The organism is Parasphingopyxis marina (assembly GCF_014237875.1).
Lineage (GTDB): Bacteria > Pseudomonadota > Alphaproteobacteria > Sphingomonadales > Sphingomonadaceae > Parasphingopyxis > Parasphingopyxis marina.
Genome location: NZ_JACJVJ010000001.1, coordinates 976,011 through 992,937, shown reverse-complemented (window position 1 = coordinate 992,937; position 16,927 = coordinate 976,011). Strand labels below are relative to the sequence as shown.

Here is a 16,927-nt window from a genome sequence, read left to right as displayed (position 1 = left end):
AAAGCTCACTTTATCGCTCAATATTCACTCCTGAACGCAGCCATGAAGCGGTTCCAGAGGCTGCCTTTGGCGGTCGTGACGATGAGTTGTGCCTGATCCTGCATCACGCGCAGGTCCGCCGGTCCCTCGGCGGCAAAGCGGGCGAGCCCGGCGAGCGTCGCGAAGCCGGGGCCGGAATGCGCTTCGGGCAAACCCGCCAGCGCGATCGGCCGTCCGGTGCGCACCGTTCGGCCCAGCGCGCCTTGCGCGAAATCGGCAATTCCCTTGAGCTCGGCGCCGCCGCCGGTCAGCACGACCTGGCGGCCGACGGGGCCGGTAAAGCCCATCGCATCGAGCGCGTTGCCGACTTCCGTCATCAACTCTTCCAGGCGTTCTCGGATGACGGCGATCAGCTGCGCGCGCGTGATGCGGGGCGCCTCGGCGCCCTCATCTTCGGAATGCGGGCCAAGATCGATCATGTCATGATTGTCGCGCGGGCTCGTCGTCGCGGAGCCGTGGAAACATTTGACGCGTTCGGCCTGCGCGCGCCGCATCGCGAACTCCGTGGCGATGGAATCGGTGATATCCGCAGCCCCCATCGGGATAGAGGTGAGACCGACGAGCATGCCGCCCGCGAATAGCGAAACATTGGTAACGCCCGCACCGAGCTCCACCAGCGCCACGCCGAGCTCGCGCTCCTCGGCGCTGAGACAGGCGTAACCGGTGGCGACCGGCGAGGCGACGATACCGTCTACGCCAAGATAGGCGGCGCGCACGCAGTGATCGAGATTGCGCATCGGCGACCGTTCGGTCAGCACCGCATGGATATCGACGCCGAGCTGATCGGCGTGAAGGCCGAGCGGATTCTTGACCCCAGCAAGGCCATCGAGCGTGTAGAGTGTGGGATGGGCGTGGAGGATTTGCTTGTCTTCGGGATCAATGGCGTTGAGCCCGGCGATATGAAGATCGCGGATATGGGCTTCCTCGATCCGGTAGCCGCCCAGATCGGCCTCGATCGTCGTCACCTTGGACGCCAGTCCGCCGGCCGAAAAGCCGACCCATGCGCTGTCGATATTGAGCCCGGCAATCCGCTCGGCCTGCTCTACGGCGGCGCGGATCCCGGCCTCGGTCGCTTCCATGTCGGCGATATAGCCGCGCCGCACGCCCTTGCTCTCGCGCTGCCCGGTACCGAGCACCTGCAAATCCGATCCTTCCGGATTGCGCACGATCATCGCGCAGATCTTCGATGATCCGATATCAAGGACCGTTATGAGATTGTCGTTTCGTCCCTGTGCCATGCGTTCCTGTCCCCCGGGTTCTCCGGATCAAATCCCCCAAATTCAGATCGTATCGGTGTCGGCCTCGGCTTCATCCTCGGCCGGCGGTTCGGGCGTCGGCGCGTTGCGCGCGACGCGAACAACGAAGCGATCGGGCACCCGCATATCGAAACGGCGAAATCCCTCGCCAAGCAGCCCCGTCACCCCGTCCATCCGCGCGAAACGAACGAGCGCGCGCGCCGCATCCTCATGGCCTTCGGGCAAGGCCAGTGTCTCGCCCGACTGAAAACGCAGGTCCCAGCGCCGGTTCCCCACCCAGGTCGCGCCCGCCAGCATCGGCTTCAAAGCGGGGGCGCTATCCATCAGCGCCTCGAAACTGGCGACCTGCCGATTGGCCCGCGGCCCGACGATCAGGGGCAGGTCCGGCATTGCATCGAGCGGCACTTCCTCCAACACCGCGCCGTCGCTGTCGACGAGGAAGAGCTGTTGGTCGTGCTGCCAGATCGCACTCGGCGACCGTTCGGTGATCGAGACGACGAGCGTATCGGGCAGCCGCCGCGAAACCCGCGCCTCCTGGACCCAGGCCAACGCTTCCACCCGTGTGCGGATTTCGTCGATATCGACATTGGGCATCGCCATCGATGGCTGGTCCAGCGCGACGGCGTAGACGGGCAGCCGCTCCATCCGGTCGATGCCAAGGATTTCGACGCGCTCCACCGTGAAGCCGAGCCGCCCGATCCCTTCGCCGATCTGCCAGCCGATCATCTGCGGCAACTGGATCGCCATCGCGCCGGCGGCCATCGCCACGCCGAGACCGCCCAGCACCGCGAAGCGCCCGGAGCGGCGGATCGTCTCTTCCTGCATCGGCAATATGGTGGCGAGCCGGGCCGAGATCGGCTGGCTCGGCGGTTTCCGTGCCGGTTTCCTCTTGGCCGAAGCGCGCTTGCGCGGAGCGGCTTTGCGCCTATTTCTCGACTGGCTCATAACGCTTCCTCCACGATACGCTGGACGAGCTCTGCATAGCTCATGCCCACATAGCGGGCCTGTTCGGGAACGAGGCTCAGCGGCGTCATCCCGGGCTGGGTGTTGACCTCCAGCAGGAAAAGGCCGGCCTCGCCCTGCTCCTCGTCCCAGCGGAAATCGGACCGGCTCGTGCCCTTGCAGCCAAGCAGGCGGTGGGCCTCGATCGCGATCGCCTTGCAGCGCTCAGCGATGGCTTCGGGGATATCGGCCGGGCAGATATGGTCGGTCATGCCGTCGGTATATTTGGCGTCGTAATCGTAGAAGCCGCTCTTGGGCACGAGTTCGGTAACGCAGAGCGGTTCCTCGCCGATCACCGCCGTCGTCAGCTCGCGGCCCTTGATAAACGGCTCGGCGAGCAGGCGTTCGAAATGGAGCCACGGCCCCTCGGCGTCGCGGGCGATCGGGTTGCCGTAATTGCCGCTGTCGGTGACGATGGCCACTCCGACCGACGAACCCTCGTTGACCGGCTTCAGCACATAAGGCCGCGCAATCGGATCGCCCGCATACAGGCTTTCGCTCGCGACGATCTGGCCGCCGGGCATTGGGATGCCGTGCGGCACCAGCGCCTGTTTCGTCAGCTGCTTGTCGATCGCGACGACCGAAGTCGCAAGGCCGGAATGGGTATAGGGGATCTGCATCAGGTCCAGCATGCCCTGGACCGTGCCGTCCTCGCCCGGCGACCCGTGCAGCGCGTTGAACACGACATCGGGGCGGACACCCGCCAAAACTTCGGCGACATTTCGGTCCATGTCGATCCGCGTAACCTTGTGGCCGAGGCTTTCGAGCGCGTCGGCGATGCCGGTACCGCTCATCATCGAGACCTCTCGCTCGGCCGACCAGCCGCCCATCAGCACCGCGACATGCAGCTTCTTCATGCCGGATCTCCGACACGCTGGATTTCCCATTCGAGTTCGATCCCCGATTCTTCGAACACCCGGCGGCGGACCTCTTCGCCCAGTTCCTCGATATCGGCGGAACTCGCCTCGCCGGTATTGATCAGGAAGTTGGTGTGCTTTTCGGAAACCTGCGCACCGCCGATCCGGAGGCCGCGGCAACCGGCGGCATCGACGAGCTGCCAGGCCTTTTCGCCGTCCGGATTCTTGAAGGTCGATCCGCCAGTGCGCGAGCGCAGTGGCTGGGAGGCTTCGCGTTCGGCGGCGATCCGGTCCATCTCCGCGCCGATATCGGCGGGATCGCCGGGCGTGCCTTCGAACAATGCTTCAACGACAATCGCGCCCTGCGGCACAGCCGAGTGGCGATAGGTGTATTCGAGGTTTTCGGACGGCCAGGTTTCGACCGAGCCGTCTCGGAGCACGAGCTTCGCCTCGACGAGGATATCGCTCACATCGCGGCCATAGGCGCCCGCGTTCATCCGCACCGCGCCGCCGGCCGTACCCGGGATGCCGCGCAGGAATTCGAGGCCAGCGATACCCGCCTCGCGCGCCTTGGTCGCGACCGTAATGCCCATCGCTGCGCCGCCCGCGCGGACACGGCTACCCGCTTCGACGCCGATCTCGGCAAAGCTTTTCGGCAGGCGGATGACGACGCCGCGCACACCGCCGTCGCGAACGATCAGGTTCGATCCGACGCCGACCGGGAGCACGGGGATCGCCGGATCGAGCTGGGAAAGGAAATGCGAGAGATCCTCGATATCGCTCGGCCGGACCAGCCATTCGGCCGGGCCGCCGCACCGGAACCAGATGAAATCGGCAAGGCTCCCGCCCCGTTTGACCGAGCCTTCGAGCGGCGGCAGCCCGGTAAGGGTTTTGGCCGCATTCATGCGCGCGCCCCTGCAAGTTTTTCCGGCAGCCGCGCTGCCCATTTGGTGATGTCGCCCGCGCCGAGGCAGACGATCATGTCGCCCTCGGCCGTTTCCGCACCGAGGAGCATGGCAAGTTCCTCCTCGTCGGCAACCGCGCGCGCCGAACGATGGCCGCGCTCCTTGAGGCCCGCGACCAGCGCTTCGGAATCGATGCCGTCGAGCGGGGTCTCGCCGGCAGCATAGACCGGGGTCACGAACACCGCATCCGCATCGTTGAAGGCCGCTTCGAATTCGGTCAGCAGATCGCGCAGGCGCGTGTAACGGTGCGGCTGCATGACCGCGAAAACCTTGCCCGACGCGCGCTCCTTCGCCGCCGAAAGCGCGGCGCGGATTTCCACCGGGTGATGGCCGTAATCGTCGATCACCGTCACGCCCGCGACATCGCCGACATGGGTGAAGCGCCGATTGACGCCCGAGAAACCGGCAAAGCCCTTGGCGACCGCTTCGTCGGCGATGCCAAGCTCCAGTCCGACGCCGACCGCGGCGAGGGCGTTCTGGACATTGTGCCGCCCGGCCATGGGCAGCGCGATATTCTCTATTTTGCGCGTTTCGCCGTCGCGGTTGCGGACGACGACGTCGAAGCAATTCCCGCCGTTATCCGGCCGGACATTCTCGGCGCGGATATCGGCTTGGGTCGAAAAGCCATAGGTGACGATCCGCCGGTCGCGGACGCGCGGGATGATCGCCTGAACCTCGGGATGATCGAGGCAGAGCAAGGCGACGCCGTAAAAGGGCACATTCTCGACGAATTCGACGAAACAGTCCTTCACCCGGTCGAACGAACCATAATGATCGAGATGTTCGGGATCGATATTCGTGACGACCGCGATCGTGCCGTCGAGCCTGAGGAAACTGCCGTCGCTTTCATCGGCTTCGACGACCATCCAGTCGCCCTCACCAACCCGCGCATTGGACTTGTAGGCGTTGATCACGCCGCCATTGATCACCGTGGGATCGAGCCCGCCGGCATCCATCATCGCCGCGACCAGCGAGGTCGTCGTCGTCTTGCCATGGGTGCCGGCAATCGCGACCGTGGCCTTAAGCTTCATCAGCTCGGCCAGCATTTCGGCGCGGCGGACGACCGGGATGCGGCGTTCGAGCGCGCGTTCGACTTCCGGGTTGCCGCGCTGGATCGCGGTCGAGGTGACGACGACGGCGGCGTCACCGAGATTGTCCGGATCATGGCCGATATGGATGGTAATGCCGCGCTCGCGCATCGCCTCGACGCTCGCGCTTTCGGCTATGTCGGAGCCCTGCACCGTGTAGCCGAGATTGTTCATCACGCGGGCGATGCCCGACATGCCGATACCGCCGATGCCGATGAAATGGATGATGCCGATATCGGTGCCAAACCCCTTCATCAGCCGGCTCCCTGCGCGGCCGGGCGCGCCTGGGGGGTCGCGGGAACCGGGATTGCTTCGCCGCCGAGGCCGCTGCCGAGCCGTTCGACAAGATCGGCGAGATCGCGGGTGGCGTTGGGATAGCCGGCACTGCGCGCGCGGCCCGCCGCGTTCATCAGCGCATCGGGTTCGAGCCCGAGCTTCTGCATCTGCTTGGCGAGTTCGGCGGGCGTGAACTGGGCCTGCCTGATCACGCGCGCGCCGCCGGACGCCGCCATCTCCCGCGCGTTAGCCGTCTGGTGATCGTCGGTCGCGATCGGTAGGGGAACGAGGATCGCGGGCCGGCCCGCCGTCGTCAGCTCGGCGATGGTCGACGCGCCCGCCCGGGCGATCACGACATGCGACCAGCCCAGCCGCTCGGGAAGGTCGGGAATATAGGTGGCGAGATCGGCCGGTATGGCGAGGTCGGCATAGCGCGTACGGACGCGCTCGATATCCTCCTCGCGGCATTGCTGGGTCACCTGCATTCGGCGGCGGAAGGAAAGCGGCAGCAAGGCAAGGCCATCGGGCACGACTTCGGAAAGGATGCCCGCGCCCTGGCTGCCGCCGGTCACCAGCACGCGGAAGATGCCGTCCTCGGAGAGCGCCGGGAAAGGCTGGGCCCGCAGCAGCTCGACGGATTCGCGCACGGGATTGCCGACGAGATGGACCTTGGGAAGATGGCTTTCCTTGAGCCGGCCGATCTGCTTGTAGGCGGTGGCGATCGCATCGACTTTGCTTGCGAGCAGCCGGTTGACGCGGCCGAGCACTGCATTCTGCTCATGCACCGCCGTCGGGATGCCGTCCCGGAGCGCGCCGAGCAGCGCCGGCAAGGCCGGATAGCCGCCAAAGCCGATTACCGCTTCCGGCTGGAAGCTTTCATAGAGCCGCCGCGCCATCGCCCGGCCGGCAAGAATATTCTTCGCCGCGCCGAGCCAGCCGAGCGGATTGCGCGTCAGCCGACCGGCGGGAAGGATGTGCTTTTCCTCGCCCTCGAAAGTGCCCGGGATCGCCGCGCCGCGTTCGTCTGTGATGAGCGCGACATAATGGCCGCGCTTCTTGAGTTCGGTCGCCAGCGCAAAGGCCGGGATGATGTGTCCGCCCGTGCCGCCGGCCGCCAGAACGAAATGCCGCGCGCCCCTCATGGGCGCCTCGTAAGCGCGGGCAGGTGCGGGTTGCGCCGCGTAAAGGCGAGCAACAGCCCGAAGCCGATCGACAGCGCAATCAGCGACGAGCCCCCATAGGAGATGAAAGGCAGCGTCATCCCTTTGGAAGGTGCCATGTCGAGGTTTACCGCCATGTTAATCAGCGCCTGAACAGCGAACTGGGTGGCAAGCCCGGCGGAAGCGAGCAGGTAGAAGATATTCTCTTCGTTGATCAATTTCACGAAGACGCGGACGACGATGGCGCCGAAAATCATCGCGATGGCAAGGCAGGCGATGAGCCCGAACTCCTCGCCGACCACCGAAAAGATGTAATCGGTGTGCGGTTCGGGCAGCCGGTACTTCATCACGCCGTCGCCCGGGCCCGTGCCGAAGATGCCGCCATTGGTAAGCGTGCGCATCGCATTCTCGACCTGATATTCGTCGCCCTGGCCGAACAGGAAGGCGTTGATCCGCGTCGTCGCGACCGGATAGAAAAGATAGGCGGCGAGCAGCCCGCCGATCCCGCCGCCCGCCAATATGCCGAGCAGCCTGTTGGAGACCCCCGCGATCATCAACATCACGAACCAGACGCTGGCGAAAATCACGGTCTGCCCGAAATCGGGTTGGCGCATCAGCAAGAGTGCGATGACGCCGGTCAATATGCCGGTCGCGGTGACCACCGGCAGCGTCGGATCCTGCGTGACCCGGAGCGAAAGGATCCAGGCCGTCGCGACGATGAAAAAGGGCTTCAGGAATTCAGACGGCTGGAGCGTCGCCGCGCCGTAACCGATCCAGCGGCGCGCGCCGTTCACTTCGTTGCCGAGGAAGGGCACGAGCAACAGCAGCACGAAGAAACAAACCGCCCCGCCCAGCGCGAAACGCTTGGCGAACTCCTTGGGCATGGTCGAGATCACGAACATAATCGGGAGACCGATGGCGAGCCAGACGAGCTGACGGTAGAAATAATAGAGATCGGGAAAGGTGACGCTCGTGCCTGAGTAGCGGTCGGCAGCAGCGGGCGAGGCCGCGGCGACGGCAATCAGGCCGATCGAGATGAGGATCGTCACCAGCAGCAGCAGGACGCGGTCTATTTCCCAGAACCATTCGCCGAGCGGCCCCTTTTGGGAACGCCCCAGATATTCGCCGAGCGGCTTGCGGGTGCGTTTGGCGATGGCGACTTCGACGGTCATAGCACGCTCCCCACGGCCGCGCGGAAATCGTCGCCGCGCTCCTCGAAATCGCGATACTGGTCGAACGAAGCGCAAGCCGGAGAGAGCAGCACCGTCTCACCGGGCCTCGCCGCCCTGGAGGCGACCTGCACGGCCTTGCGCATCGTTCCGCAATTGCTGACGGTCATCACCGGCGCGAGCAGCTCTTCGAACATGTCGGCGGTCTCGCCGATCGTATAGGCGGCGCGGACATGATCGAAGAAAGGCGCGCACGCGTCCAGATCGTCGGTTTTGGCGCGACCGCCGAGAATCCAGTGGACCGCAGGATAGGCGGCCAGCGCCGGCGCGGTCGAGGTCGGGTTGGTCGCCTTGCTGTCGTTGATGAAAAGCACGCCATCCTTTTCGGCGATCCGCTCCATGCGGTGCGGCAGGCCGGGATAGCTGCGCAACCCCTGCTCGATCGCGTCTTCCGAAATGCCGAGCCGGCGCGCGGCGCTCATCGCGGCGATCGCGTTCTGCGCATTGTGCGGGCCCTGCAGCGTCGGCCAGCGCGACTGGTCCATGCAGCCGCCGGCCGAAATCTGGATGACGGCGCCCTTCGCTTCGACGGCAATCGCGGCGCTCGGCGCATCGTCTATGGCGATGATGGCGGAATGATCGGGCGACTGCATCGCGAATAGCCGCGCTTTCGACGCCGCATAGGCGTCGAAACCGTCATAGCGATCGAGATGATCGGGTGTGATGTTGAGCAGGATCGCGACGTCGCAATCGAGGCTCTGGGTCAGGTCGATCTGGAAGGAGGAAAGTTCGAGCACATATACGCCGCCCTCTTCCAGCTCCATCTCGCCGAGGATCGGCTTGCCGATATTGCCGCCGAGCCGCGTGGGCAGCCCTGCCGTCTTGCAAATATGATGGATCAGCGCCGCCGTCGTCGACTTGCCGTTGGTGCCGGTGATGCCGATCACCTTGTGCGGCGGCAGTTCGGCCCGGGCCTGGGAGAACAGTTCGATATCGCAGATCAGCGGGGTATCGGTGCGCCGGATCTTTTCGGAAATCGGATGGGTGTTGAGCGGCACCCCGGGCGAAACGACGACCGCGTCGAACTGTTCGAGGTCCATTTCCATCGGATCGGCGAGCTTGGCCTTCCCCTTCACCCGCTCGCGCGCCTCTTCCTTGTCGTCCCAGGCGATGACGGTCGCGCTCGAATTCCACAGATAGTCGACGACCGATAGCCCGGTCCGCGCGAGACCGAGCACCGCATAGCGCTTACCGGCAAAGGCGCGGGCGGCCTTCATCTGAGCTTCAACGTCGACAGGCCGGCAAGCGCCAGCACGAAGGAAATGATCCAGAAGCGGATGACAACAGTCGGTTCGGACCAGCCCATCTGTTCGAAATGATGATGGATCGGCGCCATCTTGAAGACGCGCCGGCCGGTCCGCTTGAAGAAGAAGACCTGGATGATGACCGACATCGCCTCCAGGAAAAACAGGCCGCCGACGATGCCAAGCACGATCTCGTGATGCGCGGTGACGGCGATCGCGCCGAGCGCGCCGCCAAGGGCGAGGCTCCCGGTATCGCCCATGAAGACGGCCGCGGGCGGGGCGTTGAACCAGAGAAAGGCGAGCCCGGCGCCGACGATCGATGCGCAGATGATCGCGAGATCGCCCGCCCCCGGCACATAGGGAATGCTCAGATAGGTCGCATAATCCTCACGCCCGACAAGATAGATGATCATCATGAAGGCGACCGAGGCGATGATCACCGGCATCGTCGCAAGCCCGTCGAGGCCGTCGGTAAGGTTCACGGCATTGCCGGTGAAAACGATCACCAGCATCGCGAAAATATAATAGGCGTAGCCGATATCGCCGACCGGCCCGTTGAAAAAAGGCAGATACAGGTCCGTCCCGGTCTCGCCGAGAATGATCCAGCAGGCAAAGCCGGCGACGATGAATTCGAACAGCAGCCTGACCTTGCCCGATATCCCGGCATGATGGCGCTTGGTGACCTTGTCGTAATCGTCGAGGAAGCCGATTAGGCCGAAACCCAGCGTGACGAACAGACAGGCCCAGACCAGCCGATTGGAAAGATCCATCCAGAGCAGCAGCGAGATGGTGAGCGAAGCGAGAATCATCAGCCCGCCCATCGTCGGCGTGCCGGCCTTCTTCAGATGGGTAATCGGGCCGTCTTCGCGGATCGGCTGGCCCTTGCCTTGCTTGATGCGCAGCCAGCCGATGAAGCGCGGCCCGATCAGCAGGCCGATCAACAGCGCGGTGGCCGTCGCCCCGCCCGCCCGGAAGGAGAGATAGCGGAAGAGGTTGAACGGCCCCTCATAATCGAAATAGCTGGCGATCAGGTCGAACATGGAATCTTTCCGCTCGTCAGCGCCTCGACGAGACGTGCGAGCCCAATTGCGTTGCTGCCTTTGACGAGCACAGCGTCCCCGGGACGAATACGGTCCGAAAGCACGTCGAGCGCCTCCGAAGGGCCGGGCACATGGACGAACTCGGTGCCGCTGCCAAGGGCATCTGCCAAAGGTGCCATCTCCTCGCCGACAAGGATGCACAGGTCGACGCCGGCCGCTTCGATGGGCCCCTTGATATCGGCATGATATTGCTCGGATTTGTCGCCAAGCTCGCGCATTCCGCCCAGCACGGCGATCCGCCGGTCGGCGGTTTCCTCCCCGAGCGTCTTGAGCGTCGCCGCCATCGAGGCAGGGTTGGCATTGTAGCTTTCATCGACGAGCAGCGCCTCGCCGCCATCGACGCGGATCATCGTCCGCTCGCCGCGCCCGGGCAGACCGGCCATCTCGGCGAGTGCAAGGCCGGCCAGCGCCAGATCTCCGCCCGCCGCCTCGACCGCGCCGATCACCGCGAGCGCATTCGACACCCAGTGATCGCCGGGCAGGCCGATGGTGAAGGTCAGTTCGGCGCCGGGCAGTTCGGCGGTGACGATGGTGCCGGTCAATTCGCGCACCACTTCGCGCGCGCGGATAATCGCGCCTTCGCCAAGGCCGAAAGTCCATATGGTTTCGGCATGGGGTTCGGCGGCGGCAATCAGCCGGTCGCGGTGCGGACTGTCATAGGGGACGAGCGCGGTACCGCCCGGCTCCAGCCCGGCGAAAATCTCTCCCTTGGCGTCGGCGATCGCTTCCTCATTCGGGAAAAATTCCGAATGGGCCGGGGCAATCGCGGTGACGATAGCAACATGCGGACGGACGAGCTGGGTCAGCGCTGCGAGCTCTCCGGCGTGGTTCATGCCCATTTCGAAAACGCCGAAATCGCTCGCCATCGGCATCCGCGCGAGGCTGAGCGGCACGCCGGTATGATTGTTGTAGCTCTTGACCGAGCGATGGGCGATTCGCCCGGGCTTGCGGGCAAGCGCCGCGTGGAGAGCTTCCTTGGTGCCGGTCTTGCCGACCGATCCGGTCACGCCGATCACCTTGCCCGACATGCGCGCGCGCGATGCCCGGCCCAGGGCGTTGAGCGCCTCGGTCGTATCGGCGACGCGGACATGCGGATGCGCACAATCGGCACTGGCGATAGCGCCGGCCGCGCCGCGCTCGAACGCGCCGTCGAGGAAGCGATGCCCGTCGGTCGTCTCGCCCTTCAGCGCGATGAAGAGATCGCCGGGGCCGACCTCGCGGCTGTCGAACGCGACACCATTCGCCTCGAACGCACCGTGCGCTTCGCCGCCGACCGCCGTGGCGATCCGCTCGGAGGTCCAAAGCGCGCTCATGTTACACATTCCCGCGCCACCGTGACATCGTCGAAGGGCAGCACGCGGCCGGCAATTTCCTGACCCTGCTCATGCCCCTTGCCGGCCAGCAGCACGATATCGTCGGCGCCCGCTTCGGCGATGGCGGCGGCGATGGCCTCGCGCCGGCCTTCCACTTCGACCGCGCCCTTCGCGCCGGCCATGATTTCGGCGCGGATCGCAGCCGGGTCTTCGGAACGCGGATTATCGTCGGTGACGATGACATGGTCGGACAGTTTGACGGCGACCTCTCCCATCAATGGGCGCTTGCCCGTATCGCGATCCCCGCCCGCACCGAACACCGTAATCACCCGGCCCTTGGCATGCCAGCGCAAAGCGTCGATCGCCGCTTCGAGCGCATCGGGCGTATGGGCATAGTCGACATAGACCGGCGCGCCGGCCTTGGTGATCACCGCGCGTTCCAGCCGTCCGCGCACCGGCTGGACGCGCGAAAGATTGCCGAGCGTCGCGCCGATATCGCCGCCCGTCGCCCAGACCAGGCCCGCCGCGACGAGCGCGTTGTTCGCCTGGTAAGCGCCGATCAACGGCAGGTTTATGGCGTAAGCCTGCCCGTCTGCCTCGACATCGAGCCGCTGGCCGAGCTGGGTCGGCGTGCGACTGACAAGCCGGATAGCCCGGCCCTTCTTGCCGACCGAAAGACCACGCAAGCCACGCCCCTCGATCGCCTCGATCACCTGGGCGCTCGCGGGATCGTCGGCCCAGACGATCGCCGTGCCGTCCTTGTCGACGACCTCGGTAAACAGCCGCAGCTTCGCCGTGAGATAGGCCTCCATCGTGCCGTGATAATCGAGATGATCGCGGCTCAAATTGGTGAAGGCGGCGGCGCCGACCGGCAGGCCTTCGGTGCGATATTGGGAAAGGCCGTGGCTCGACGCTTCGAAGGCGAGATGGGTGACGCCTTCGCGCTCCAGCCCCGCCGCGTTGGAGAGGAAGGTGACGATATCCGGCGTCGTCAGGCCGGTCTTCACCTGGTCTTCGGCGGTCGTCACGCCGAGCGTGCCGATCGAGGCGGCGTGATGGCCGGCCATCCGCCAGAGCTGGCGCGTGAGTTCGACGGTCGAGGTCTTGCCGTTGGTGCCGGTCACCGCGACCGAGATTTCGGGGAAGGGCGCGAAGAATTTAGCGGCGAGCTGCGCAAAGGCGCGGCGCGGCTCTTCGTCGGTAACGCGCGCGGCACCGTCCACCTTGGCCTCGGGCCGCGAGACGATGGCGACGGCACCCGAGCGGATCGCATCGGGGATGAAATCCTCGCCGTTGAATTTTGCGCCGCGGAAAGCGCCGAACACCGTGCCCGGTGCAACCTTGCGATGATCGATGGCAAAGCCGGTGACGGTGGGGCCGTCCTCGCTATTCAGGCCGGGGCCGCCGATGAGCCCGCCCAGCTTCATGCCTCGGGCTCGCGTTCGGAAGGCGGATGCCAGAGCATCGCCTGGAGACGGGTCGTATCGATATCGCGGCTTTCGCTCGGAATCACGCCGAGCAACGGGCCGATCCGGGAAACCACCCGGCTGACGACCGGTGCCGCCGTCCAGCCCGCGGTCGACGCGCCGCCGGTGCCCGCATCGCCGTGCGGCTCGTCGAGCATGATGACGACGACATATCGAGGATCGTCCATCGGGAAGGCCGCGGCGAAGGTGGAAACCAGCGCATGATGGCGATAACCGCCCTCGCCCGCCTTTTCCGCCGTACCCGTCTTGCCGCCCACGCGAAAACCCTCGGCGTCGGCATTGCGGCCGGTGCCCTCCTGGACGATCAGGCGGAGCAGGCCGCGCATCTGATCGCTGGTCGCCTGGCTGAACACGCGCTCGCCCTGCGGAATATCGTCGCCGGATAGGCGCGTCAGCGTTACCGGCCGGTAGATGCCCCCATTGACGAGTGTCGCATAGGCATTGGCGAGATGGAGCGGGGTGACCGCGATGCCATGGCCATAGCCCGTCGTCATCACCGTCGTGCGGGCCCAATAGCTCGGCCAGATCGGCCGGCCGCGCACCGGCAGTTCGAAATCGACCGGCTCGTCGAAATGCAGCCGGCGGAACACCTGCTGCATCCGCTCGGCGCCCAGTTCGTCGGCAATCCGCGCGGTGACGATGTTCGACGAATGGACGAGCGTTTCCGGCACATTGAGGTAGCGGCGCTGCGGATGATCGTCGCTGATCGTGTACCGGCCAACGACCAGCGGCTCCTCCGCATCGTAGCGGCGGGAAATATCGGTGACGACGCCGTCTTCGATCGCGGCGGCCATGGTGATCGGCTTGAAGGTGGATCCCAGTTCGTAAAAGCCCATCGTCGCCTGGTTGAAGCGCGCCCGATCGCTCGACTGGGAGGGAGCGTTGGGGTTGAAATTGGGCAGCGAGGTCATCGCCAGCAGCTCGCCGCTATGCACATCGAGCACGATGCCGACCGCACCGATCGCATTGAACCGGCGCATCGCCTCGGCCAGCTCGCTCTGCACCGCCGCCTGAACGCGGCTGTCGATCGAAAGCTCGACGGGATCGTTGCGCAGCGCGGGGTCGGTCAGCCGTTCCTCGAGCACCGCCTCCATCCCGGTCACGCCCTCGCCATCGAGATTGACCCAGCCGAGAATATGGGCGGCAAGATTGGTCTGCGGATACAGCCGTTCGGGTTCACGCAGATATTCCATCGCCGGTTCGCCGAGCGCGTTCACCTGACTGACCAGTTCGGGCAGCGCGCGGCGGCGCAGATAGACGAAGGAGCGATCCGAATTGAGGATTTCGCGATAATCCTGCTCGCTGCGCTCGGGCATCAACGCGTGGAGGCGCGGCGCGAGTTCGTCGGGATCGGAGATCATCCGGTCGGGATGGATGGCGATCGACCAGGCATCGATGGTGCGGGCCAGGGTCACGCCGTTGCGATCGGTGATATCGGCGCGCGGCGGCAGGCCGCCGGTCGTGCTCGCGGCATTGGCCTCCCCGCCCGAGAGTATCGTCAGCCAGCCGATGCGCAGGGTTACAGCGATCACCCCGAACAACAGGAGCAGCATGACCACCATCAGCCGCTGCTGGACAATGGGCTGCATCTGCTGCCGCAGGCTGACCTTGCGCACCTCTGCCGATTGGGCGACGAGCCGGGTCATTCCTCCGCGGCGCCCTCCCGCTGGTTTTCGGCCGGCCGACGTTCGGCGGCGGCGCGGCCGGCTATGTCGCCGCGAAAGCGATCGTCGAGAAAGGCAATGCGCTGGCTGCGCGCCCGCGCGGCATTGTCGCCCGGCACGAGATAGGAGGCATTGCGGATGCGCGGCGTTTCGAGGGTGTCGGGGTCGGCAGGCTCGAAAACCTCCTCGTCGACGCGGCGATCTTCGGTTTCGCCCTCGTCCTCCGCGGAAACGAGCCGGACATCGCCGGAATCCCGAACCCCGTCGCGGATCAGGCTCGCAAGCTGGAATTCGCCGTCGAGAAACTGCGCGGCGTCCGGGGAAGTCAGCTCGAAATCATACCGGTTCCAGCGTTCGATCTGGCTCATCCGGCTGCGGGTTTCGAATTCGGTATTGAGCGCCAGGATATCCTCGCGCGCCAACGCGATATCGCGCTCGACCTCTTCCAGCGCGTTGCGCTCGGCCGATACCCGGTGCGAGATCAGGTAGCAGCTCAGCGCTGCGGTGGCGACGGCGGCGGCCCAGGTGACGGAACGGAATTTGCGGGTGATGGTCATACTGACGCTCTCCTTGCGGCCGGCCAGGGCGGGGCCCCGTTGCGCCGCGCGCTCCGCAAGGTGGCGGAGCGGGCACGCGGGTTTCGATCGAGCTCGGCCTGGGCAGGGCGTATGGGCTTGGCCGGCTTGTCGAAACTGGCGGGCGGCGCGTTGTGCGCCGCCTCGGGCAGATGGCGCGAGCCGCCGGGCATCTGCCCGCCGCGTTCGCGCAAGAACTGTTTGACGATCCTGTCTTCGAGGCTGTGAAAGGTCACCACGGCCAGCCGCCCGCCGGGAGCGAGCACGGCTTCGGCTGCCGCCAATCCGTCGCGCAACTCGTCGAGCTCGCGATTGAGGTGGATGCGGATCGCCTGGAAGGTGCGGGTGGCAGGGTCTTTGTTCGCACCCTTGGATCCATACGGCTTGTAGCCGACGGCCTTGCGAACGATCGCGGCCAGCTGGCTCGTGGTTTCGATGGGCCGTGCCTCGACGATCGCGTGCGCGATGCGGCGCGAACGGCGTTCCTCGCCATAGGCGTAGATGATGTCGGCGATGATCGCCTCGTCCGCGGTGTTGAGGAAATCGGCGGCGCTTTCGCCGTCCTGTTCCATCCGCATGTCGAGCGGCCCTTCGGCCTGGAAGGAGAAACCGCGTTCGGCGCGGTCGAGCTGCATCGAGGAAACGCCGATATCCATCGCGACGCCATCGACCTGCTCGACGCCGCGTTCGGAGAGCGCGTCGCGCATTTCCGAGAAGCGGCGCGCAACGAGTTCGAGCCGGCCATCGCTTTCCGCGACCAGCGCAGCGCCCTCCGCAATCGCATCGGGATCGCGGTCGAAGGCATAGATCTTCGCGCCGCTGGAGAGCATCGCCCGGGTATAGCCGCCGGCCCCGAAGGTCGCGTCGACGTGAATCTCGTCGACGGCGAGGTCGAGCGCGGCGATCACCTCGTCGAGCAGCACCGGCGCATGGCGGGAATCGACCGCGGCGTTCACAGCTTCAGCCCCTTTTCCTTGCAGAGATAATCGAGGATGCGGACAAGCCGCCCCTCCCCGATCGCCGTGAAATGGGCATGGGCGCGCCGGGGCGACCAGATATCGAAATTGTCGCCATTGCCGGTGAAGAAGGCGAAATCGCCGATGTCCGCGAAATCGCGCAGGAAGGAGGGAAGCACCATCCGCCCCGCCTTGTCGAACACGACGCGCTGTGCGGGCGCGAAGGTTTCGGTGCCCCGGTCGCGGCGGACCAGGCTCTTGCGGCCGCTCGACACCGGGTCTGCGGCGCGCAGCTCCTGCAGGCGGCGGGCAAGGTTGAACTGCTCGGTCTCGTCGAAGCCGACGAGGCAGGGCAGTTCCTCGTCTTCGGCGATGTGCAGGACCTTGTCGTCGACCGGCAGGCCGTTGTCGCGGCCAAGCGCGGCGCGGCGCTCTACCGTCGTGCGGAGATCGGCAGGAAGCGACACGCGGCCCTTAGCGTCGACCGCGTTGAGCGCCTGTCCGCCAAAAGGAATGAAAAAATCCACGCCGGTCCCTCTATTCGCGGCGCAAAGCTTCCCCGTCGCCGAAACCGCATGGTCCGGCGCAAACCTTGGAGATGCTGGGAATGCCCTGCCCCGCTCTTCCGGGGATTTGGCGTATCAATGTTAACCTTGGGTATCAATACCATTTTATGGGTATTTTAAGGGATTTGATCCCACTTCCTGCCAAAGCGC

15 protein-coding genes are annotated in these 16,927 nt (G+C 65.5%); all 15 read right to left on the bottom strand.

The window, feature by feature from the left end; all coding sequences use genetic code 11:
* Window positions 1-17: 17 nt before the first annotated feature.
* From ftsA to H6P80_RS16675, 15 genes are read right to left on the bottom strand one after another with little or no spacing between them, the layout of a single operon-like run.
* On the bottom strand, window positions 18-1,277 hold the full coding sequence (ftsA, locus tag H6P80_RS04945; protein WP_185800212.1) for a cell division protein FtsA: 1,260 nt from the start codon (window positions 1,275-1,277) through the stop codon (window positions 18-20).
* A 42-nt stretch (window positions 1,278-1,319) separates the two neighbouring features.
* Window positions 1,320-2,240 (bottom strand): cell division protein FtsQ/DivIB, encoded by a 921-nt coding sequence (locus H6P80_RS04940; RefSeq protein WP_185800211.1) that lies wholly within the window; start codon window positions 2,238-2,240, stop codon window positions 1,320-1,322.
* Window positions 2,237-3,154, bottom strand: a complete 918-nt coding sequence (locus H6P80_RS04935) for a D-alanine--D-alanine ligase (protein ID WP_235973713.1) — start codon at window positions 3,152-3,154, stop codon at window positions 2,237-2,239. Before H6P80_RS04935 ends, H6P80_RS04940 begins: the two co-directional genes overlap by 4 nt.
* Window positions 3,151-4,059 carry a UDP-N-acetylmuramate dehydrogenase gene (murB, locus tag H6P80_RS04930; protein WP_185800209.1) on the bottom strand — a complete coding sequence of 303 codons (909 nt, stop codon included), beginning with the start codon at window positions 4,057-4,059 and terminating at the stop codon, window positions 3,151-3,153. The genes H6P80_RS04935 and murB overlap by 4 nt, the downstream gene beginning before the upstream one ends.
* On the bottom strand, window positions 4,056-5,462 hold the full coding sequence (gene murC / locus H6P80_RS04925) for a UDP-N-acetylmuramate--L-alanine ligase (RefSeq protein ID WP_185800208.1): 1,407 nt from the start codon (window positions 5,460-5,462) through the stop codon (window positions 4,056-4,058). Before murC ends, murB begins: the two co-directional genes overlap by 4 nt.
* The gene (gene murG / locus H6P80_RS04920; protein WP_185800207.1) at window positions 5,462-6,625 is read right to left on the bottom strand and encodes an undecaprenyldiphospho-muramoylpentapeptide beta-N-acetylglucosaminyltransferase; all 1,164 of its coding nucleotides are present in this window, start codon (window positions 6,623-6,625) and stop codon (window positions 5,462-5,464) included. The genes murC and murG overlap by 1 nt, the downstream gene beginning before the upstream one ends.
* Window positions 6,622-7,815 (bottom strand): FtsW/RodA/SpoVE family cell cycle protein, encoded by a 1,194-nt coding sequence (locus tag H6P80_RS04915; RefSeq protein ID WP_185800206.1) that lies wholly within the window; start codon window positions 7,813-7,815, stop codon window positions 6,622-6,624. The genes murG and H6P80_RS04915 overlap by 4 nt, the downstream gene beginning before the upstream one ends.
* Window positions 7,812-9,089 (bottom strand): UDP-N-acetylmuramoyl-L-alanine--D-glutamate ligase, encoded by a 1,278-nt coding sequence (murD, locus tag H6P80_RS04910; protein WP_185800205.1) that lies wholly within the window; start codon window positions 9,087-9,089, stop codon window positions 7,812-7,814. Before murD ends, H6P80_RS04915 begins: the two co-directional genes overlap by 4 nt.
* A complete protein-coding gene (gene mraY, locus H6P80_RS04905; protein WP_185800204.1) occupies window positions 9,086-10,156 on the bottom strand; it encodes a phospho-N-acetylmuramoyl-pentapeptide-transferase in 1,071 nt (356 codons plus the stop codon). The genes murD and mraY overlap by 4 nt, the downstream gene beginning before the upstream one ends.
* Entirely contained in the window at window positions 10,144-11,529 is a 1,386-nt protein-coding gene (locus H6P80_RS04900; RefSeq protein ID WP_185800203.1) for a UDP-N-acetylmuramoyl-tripeptide--D-alanyl-D-alanine ligase, read from the bottom strand. Before H6P80_RS04900 ends, mraY begins: the two co-directional genes overlap by 13 nt.
* Window positions 11,526-12,956 carry a UDP-N-acetylmuramoyl-L-alanyl-D-glutamate--2,6-diaminopimelate ligase gene (locus H6P80_RS04895; protein WP_185800202.1) on the bottom strand — a complete coding sequence of 477 codons (1,431 nt, stop codon included), beginning with the start codon at window positions 12,954-12,956 and terminating at the stop codon, window positions 11,526-11,528. Before H6P80_RS04895 ends, H6P80_RS04900 begins: the two co-directional genes overlap by 4 nt.
* Window positions 12,953-14,662 carry a peptidoglycan D,D-transpeptidase FtsI family protein gene (locus H6P80_RS04890; RefSeq protein WP_185800201.1) on the bottom strand — a complete coding sequence of 570 codons (1,710 nt, stop codon included), beginning with the start codon at window positions 14,660-14,662 and terminating at the stop codon, window positions 12,953-12,955. The genes H6P80_RS04895 and H6P80_RS04890 overlap by 4 nt, the downstream gene beginning before the upstream one ends.
* Complete coding sequence (locus H6P80_RS04885) at window positions 14,659-15,237, bottom strand: hypothetical protein (RefSeq protein WP_185800200.1); 579 nt, start codon at window positions 15,235-15,237, stop codon at window positions 14,659-14,661. The genes H6P80_RS04890 and H6P80_RS04885 overlap by 4 nt, the downstream gene beginning before the upstream one ends.
* Window positions 15,234-16,211, bottom strand: coding sequence for a 16S rRNA (cytosine(1402)-N(4))-methyltransferase RsmH (gene rsmH, locus H6P80_RS04880; protein ID WP_185800199.1), 978 nt, complete (start codon window positions 16,209-16,211; stop codon window positions 15,234-15,236). Before rsmH ends, H6P80_RS04885 begins: the two co-directional genes overlap by 4 nt.
* A complete protein-coding gene (locus H6P80_RS16675) occupies window positions 16,208-16,738 on the bottom strand; it encodes a division/cell wall cluster transcriptional repressor MraZ (protein WP_185800198.1) in 531 nt (176 codons plus the stop codon). Before H6P80_RS16675 ends, rsmH begins: the two co-directional genes overlap by 4 nt.
* Window positions 16,739-16,927: the final 189 nt, after the last annotated feature.

What these genes read in the sequence shown, in the direction of transcription:
- ftsA (WP_185800212.1), bottom strand. Translation starts at nt 1,277, where the DNA reads ATGGCACAGGGACGAAACGACAATCTCATAACGGTCCTTGATATCGGA.
- H6P80_RS04940 (WP_185800211.1), bottom strand. Translation starts at nt 2,240, where the DNA reads ATGAGCCAGTCGAGAAATAGGCGCAAAGCCGCTCCGCGCAAGCGCGCT.
- H6P80_RS04935 (WP_235973713.1), bottom strand. Translation starts at nt 3,154, where the DNA reads ATGAAGAAGCTGCATGTCGCGGTGCTGATGGGCGGCTGGTCGGCCGAG.
- murB (WP_185800209.1), bottom strand. Translation starts at nt 4,059, where the DNA reads ATGAATGCGGCCAAAACCCTTACCGGGCTGCCGCCGCTCGAAGGCTCG.
- murC (WP_185800208.1), bottom strand. Translation starts at nt 5,462, where the DNA reads ATGAAGGGGTTTGGCACCGATATCGGCATCATCCATTTCATCGGCATC.
- murG (WP_185800207.1), bottom strand. Translation starts at nt 6,625, where the DNA reads ATGAGGGGCGCGCGGCATTTCGTTCTGGCGGCCGGCGGCACGGGCGGA.
- H6P80_RS04915 (WP_185800206.1), bottom strand. Translation starts at nt 7,815, where the DNA reads ATGACCGTCGAAGTCGCCATCGCCAAACGCACCCGCAAGCCGCTCGGC.
- murD (WP_185800205.1), bottom strand. Translation starts at nt 9,089, where the DNA reads ATGAAGGCCGCCCGCGCCTTTGCCGGTAAGCGCTATGCGGTGCTCGGT.
- mraY (WP_185800204.1), bottom strand. Translation starts at nt 10,156, where the DNA reads ATGTTCGACCTGATCGCCAGCTATTTCGATTATGAGGGGCCGTTCAAC.
- H6P80_RS04900 (WP_185800203.1), bottom strand. Translation starts at nt 11,529, where the DNA reads ATGAGCGCGCTTTGGACCTCCGAGCGGATCGCCACGGCGGTCGGCGGC.
- H6P80_RS04895 (WP_185800202.1), bottom strand. Translation starts at nt 12,956, where the DNA reads ATGAAGCTGGGCGGGCTCATCGGCGGCCCCGGCCTGAATAGCGAGGAC.
- H6P80_RS04890 (WP_185800201.1), bottom strand. Translation starts at nt 14,662, where the DNA reads ATGACCCGGCTCGTCGCCCAATCGGCAGAGGTGCGCAAGGTCAGCCTG.
- H6P80_RS04885 (WP_185800200.1), bottom strand. Translation starts at nt 15,237, where the DNA reads ATGACCATCACCCGCAAATTCCGTTCCGTCACCTGGGCCGCCGCCGTC.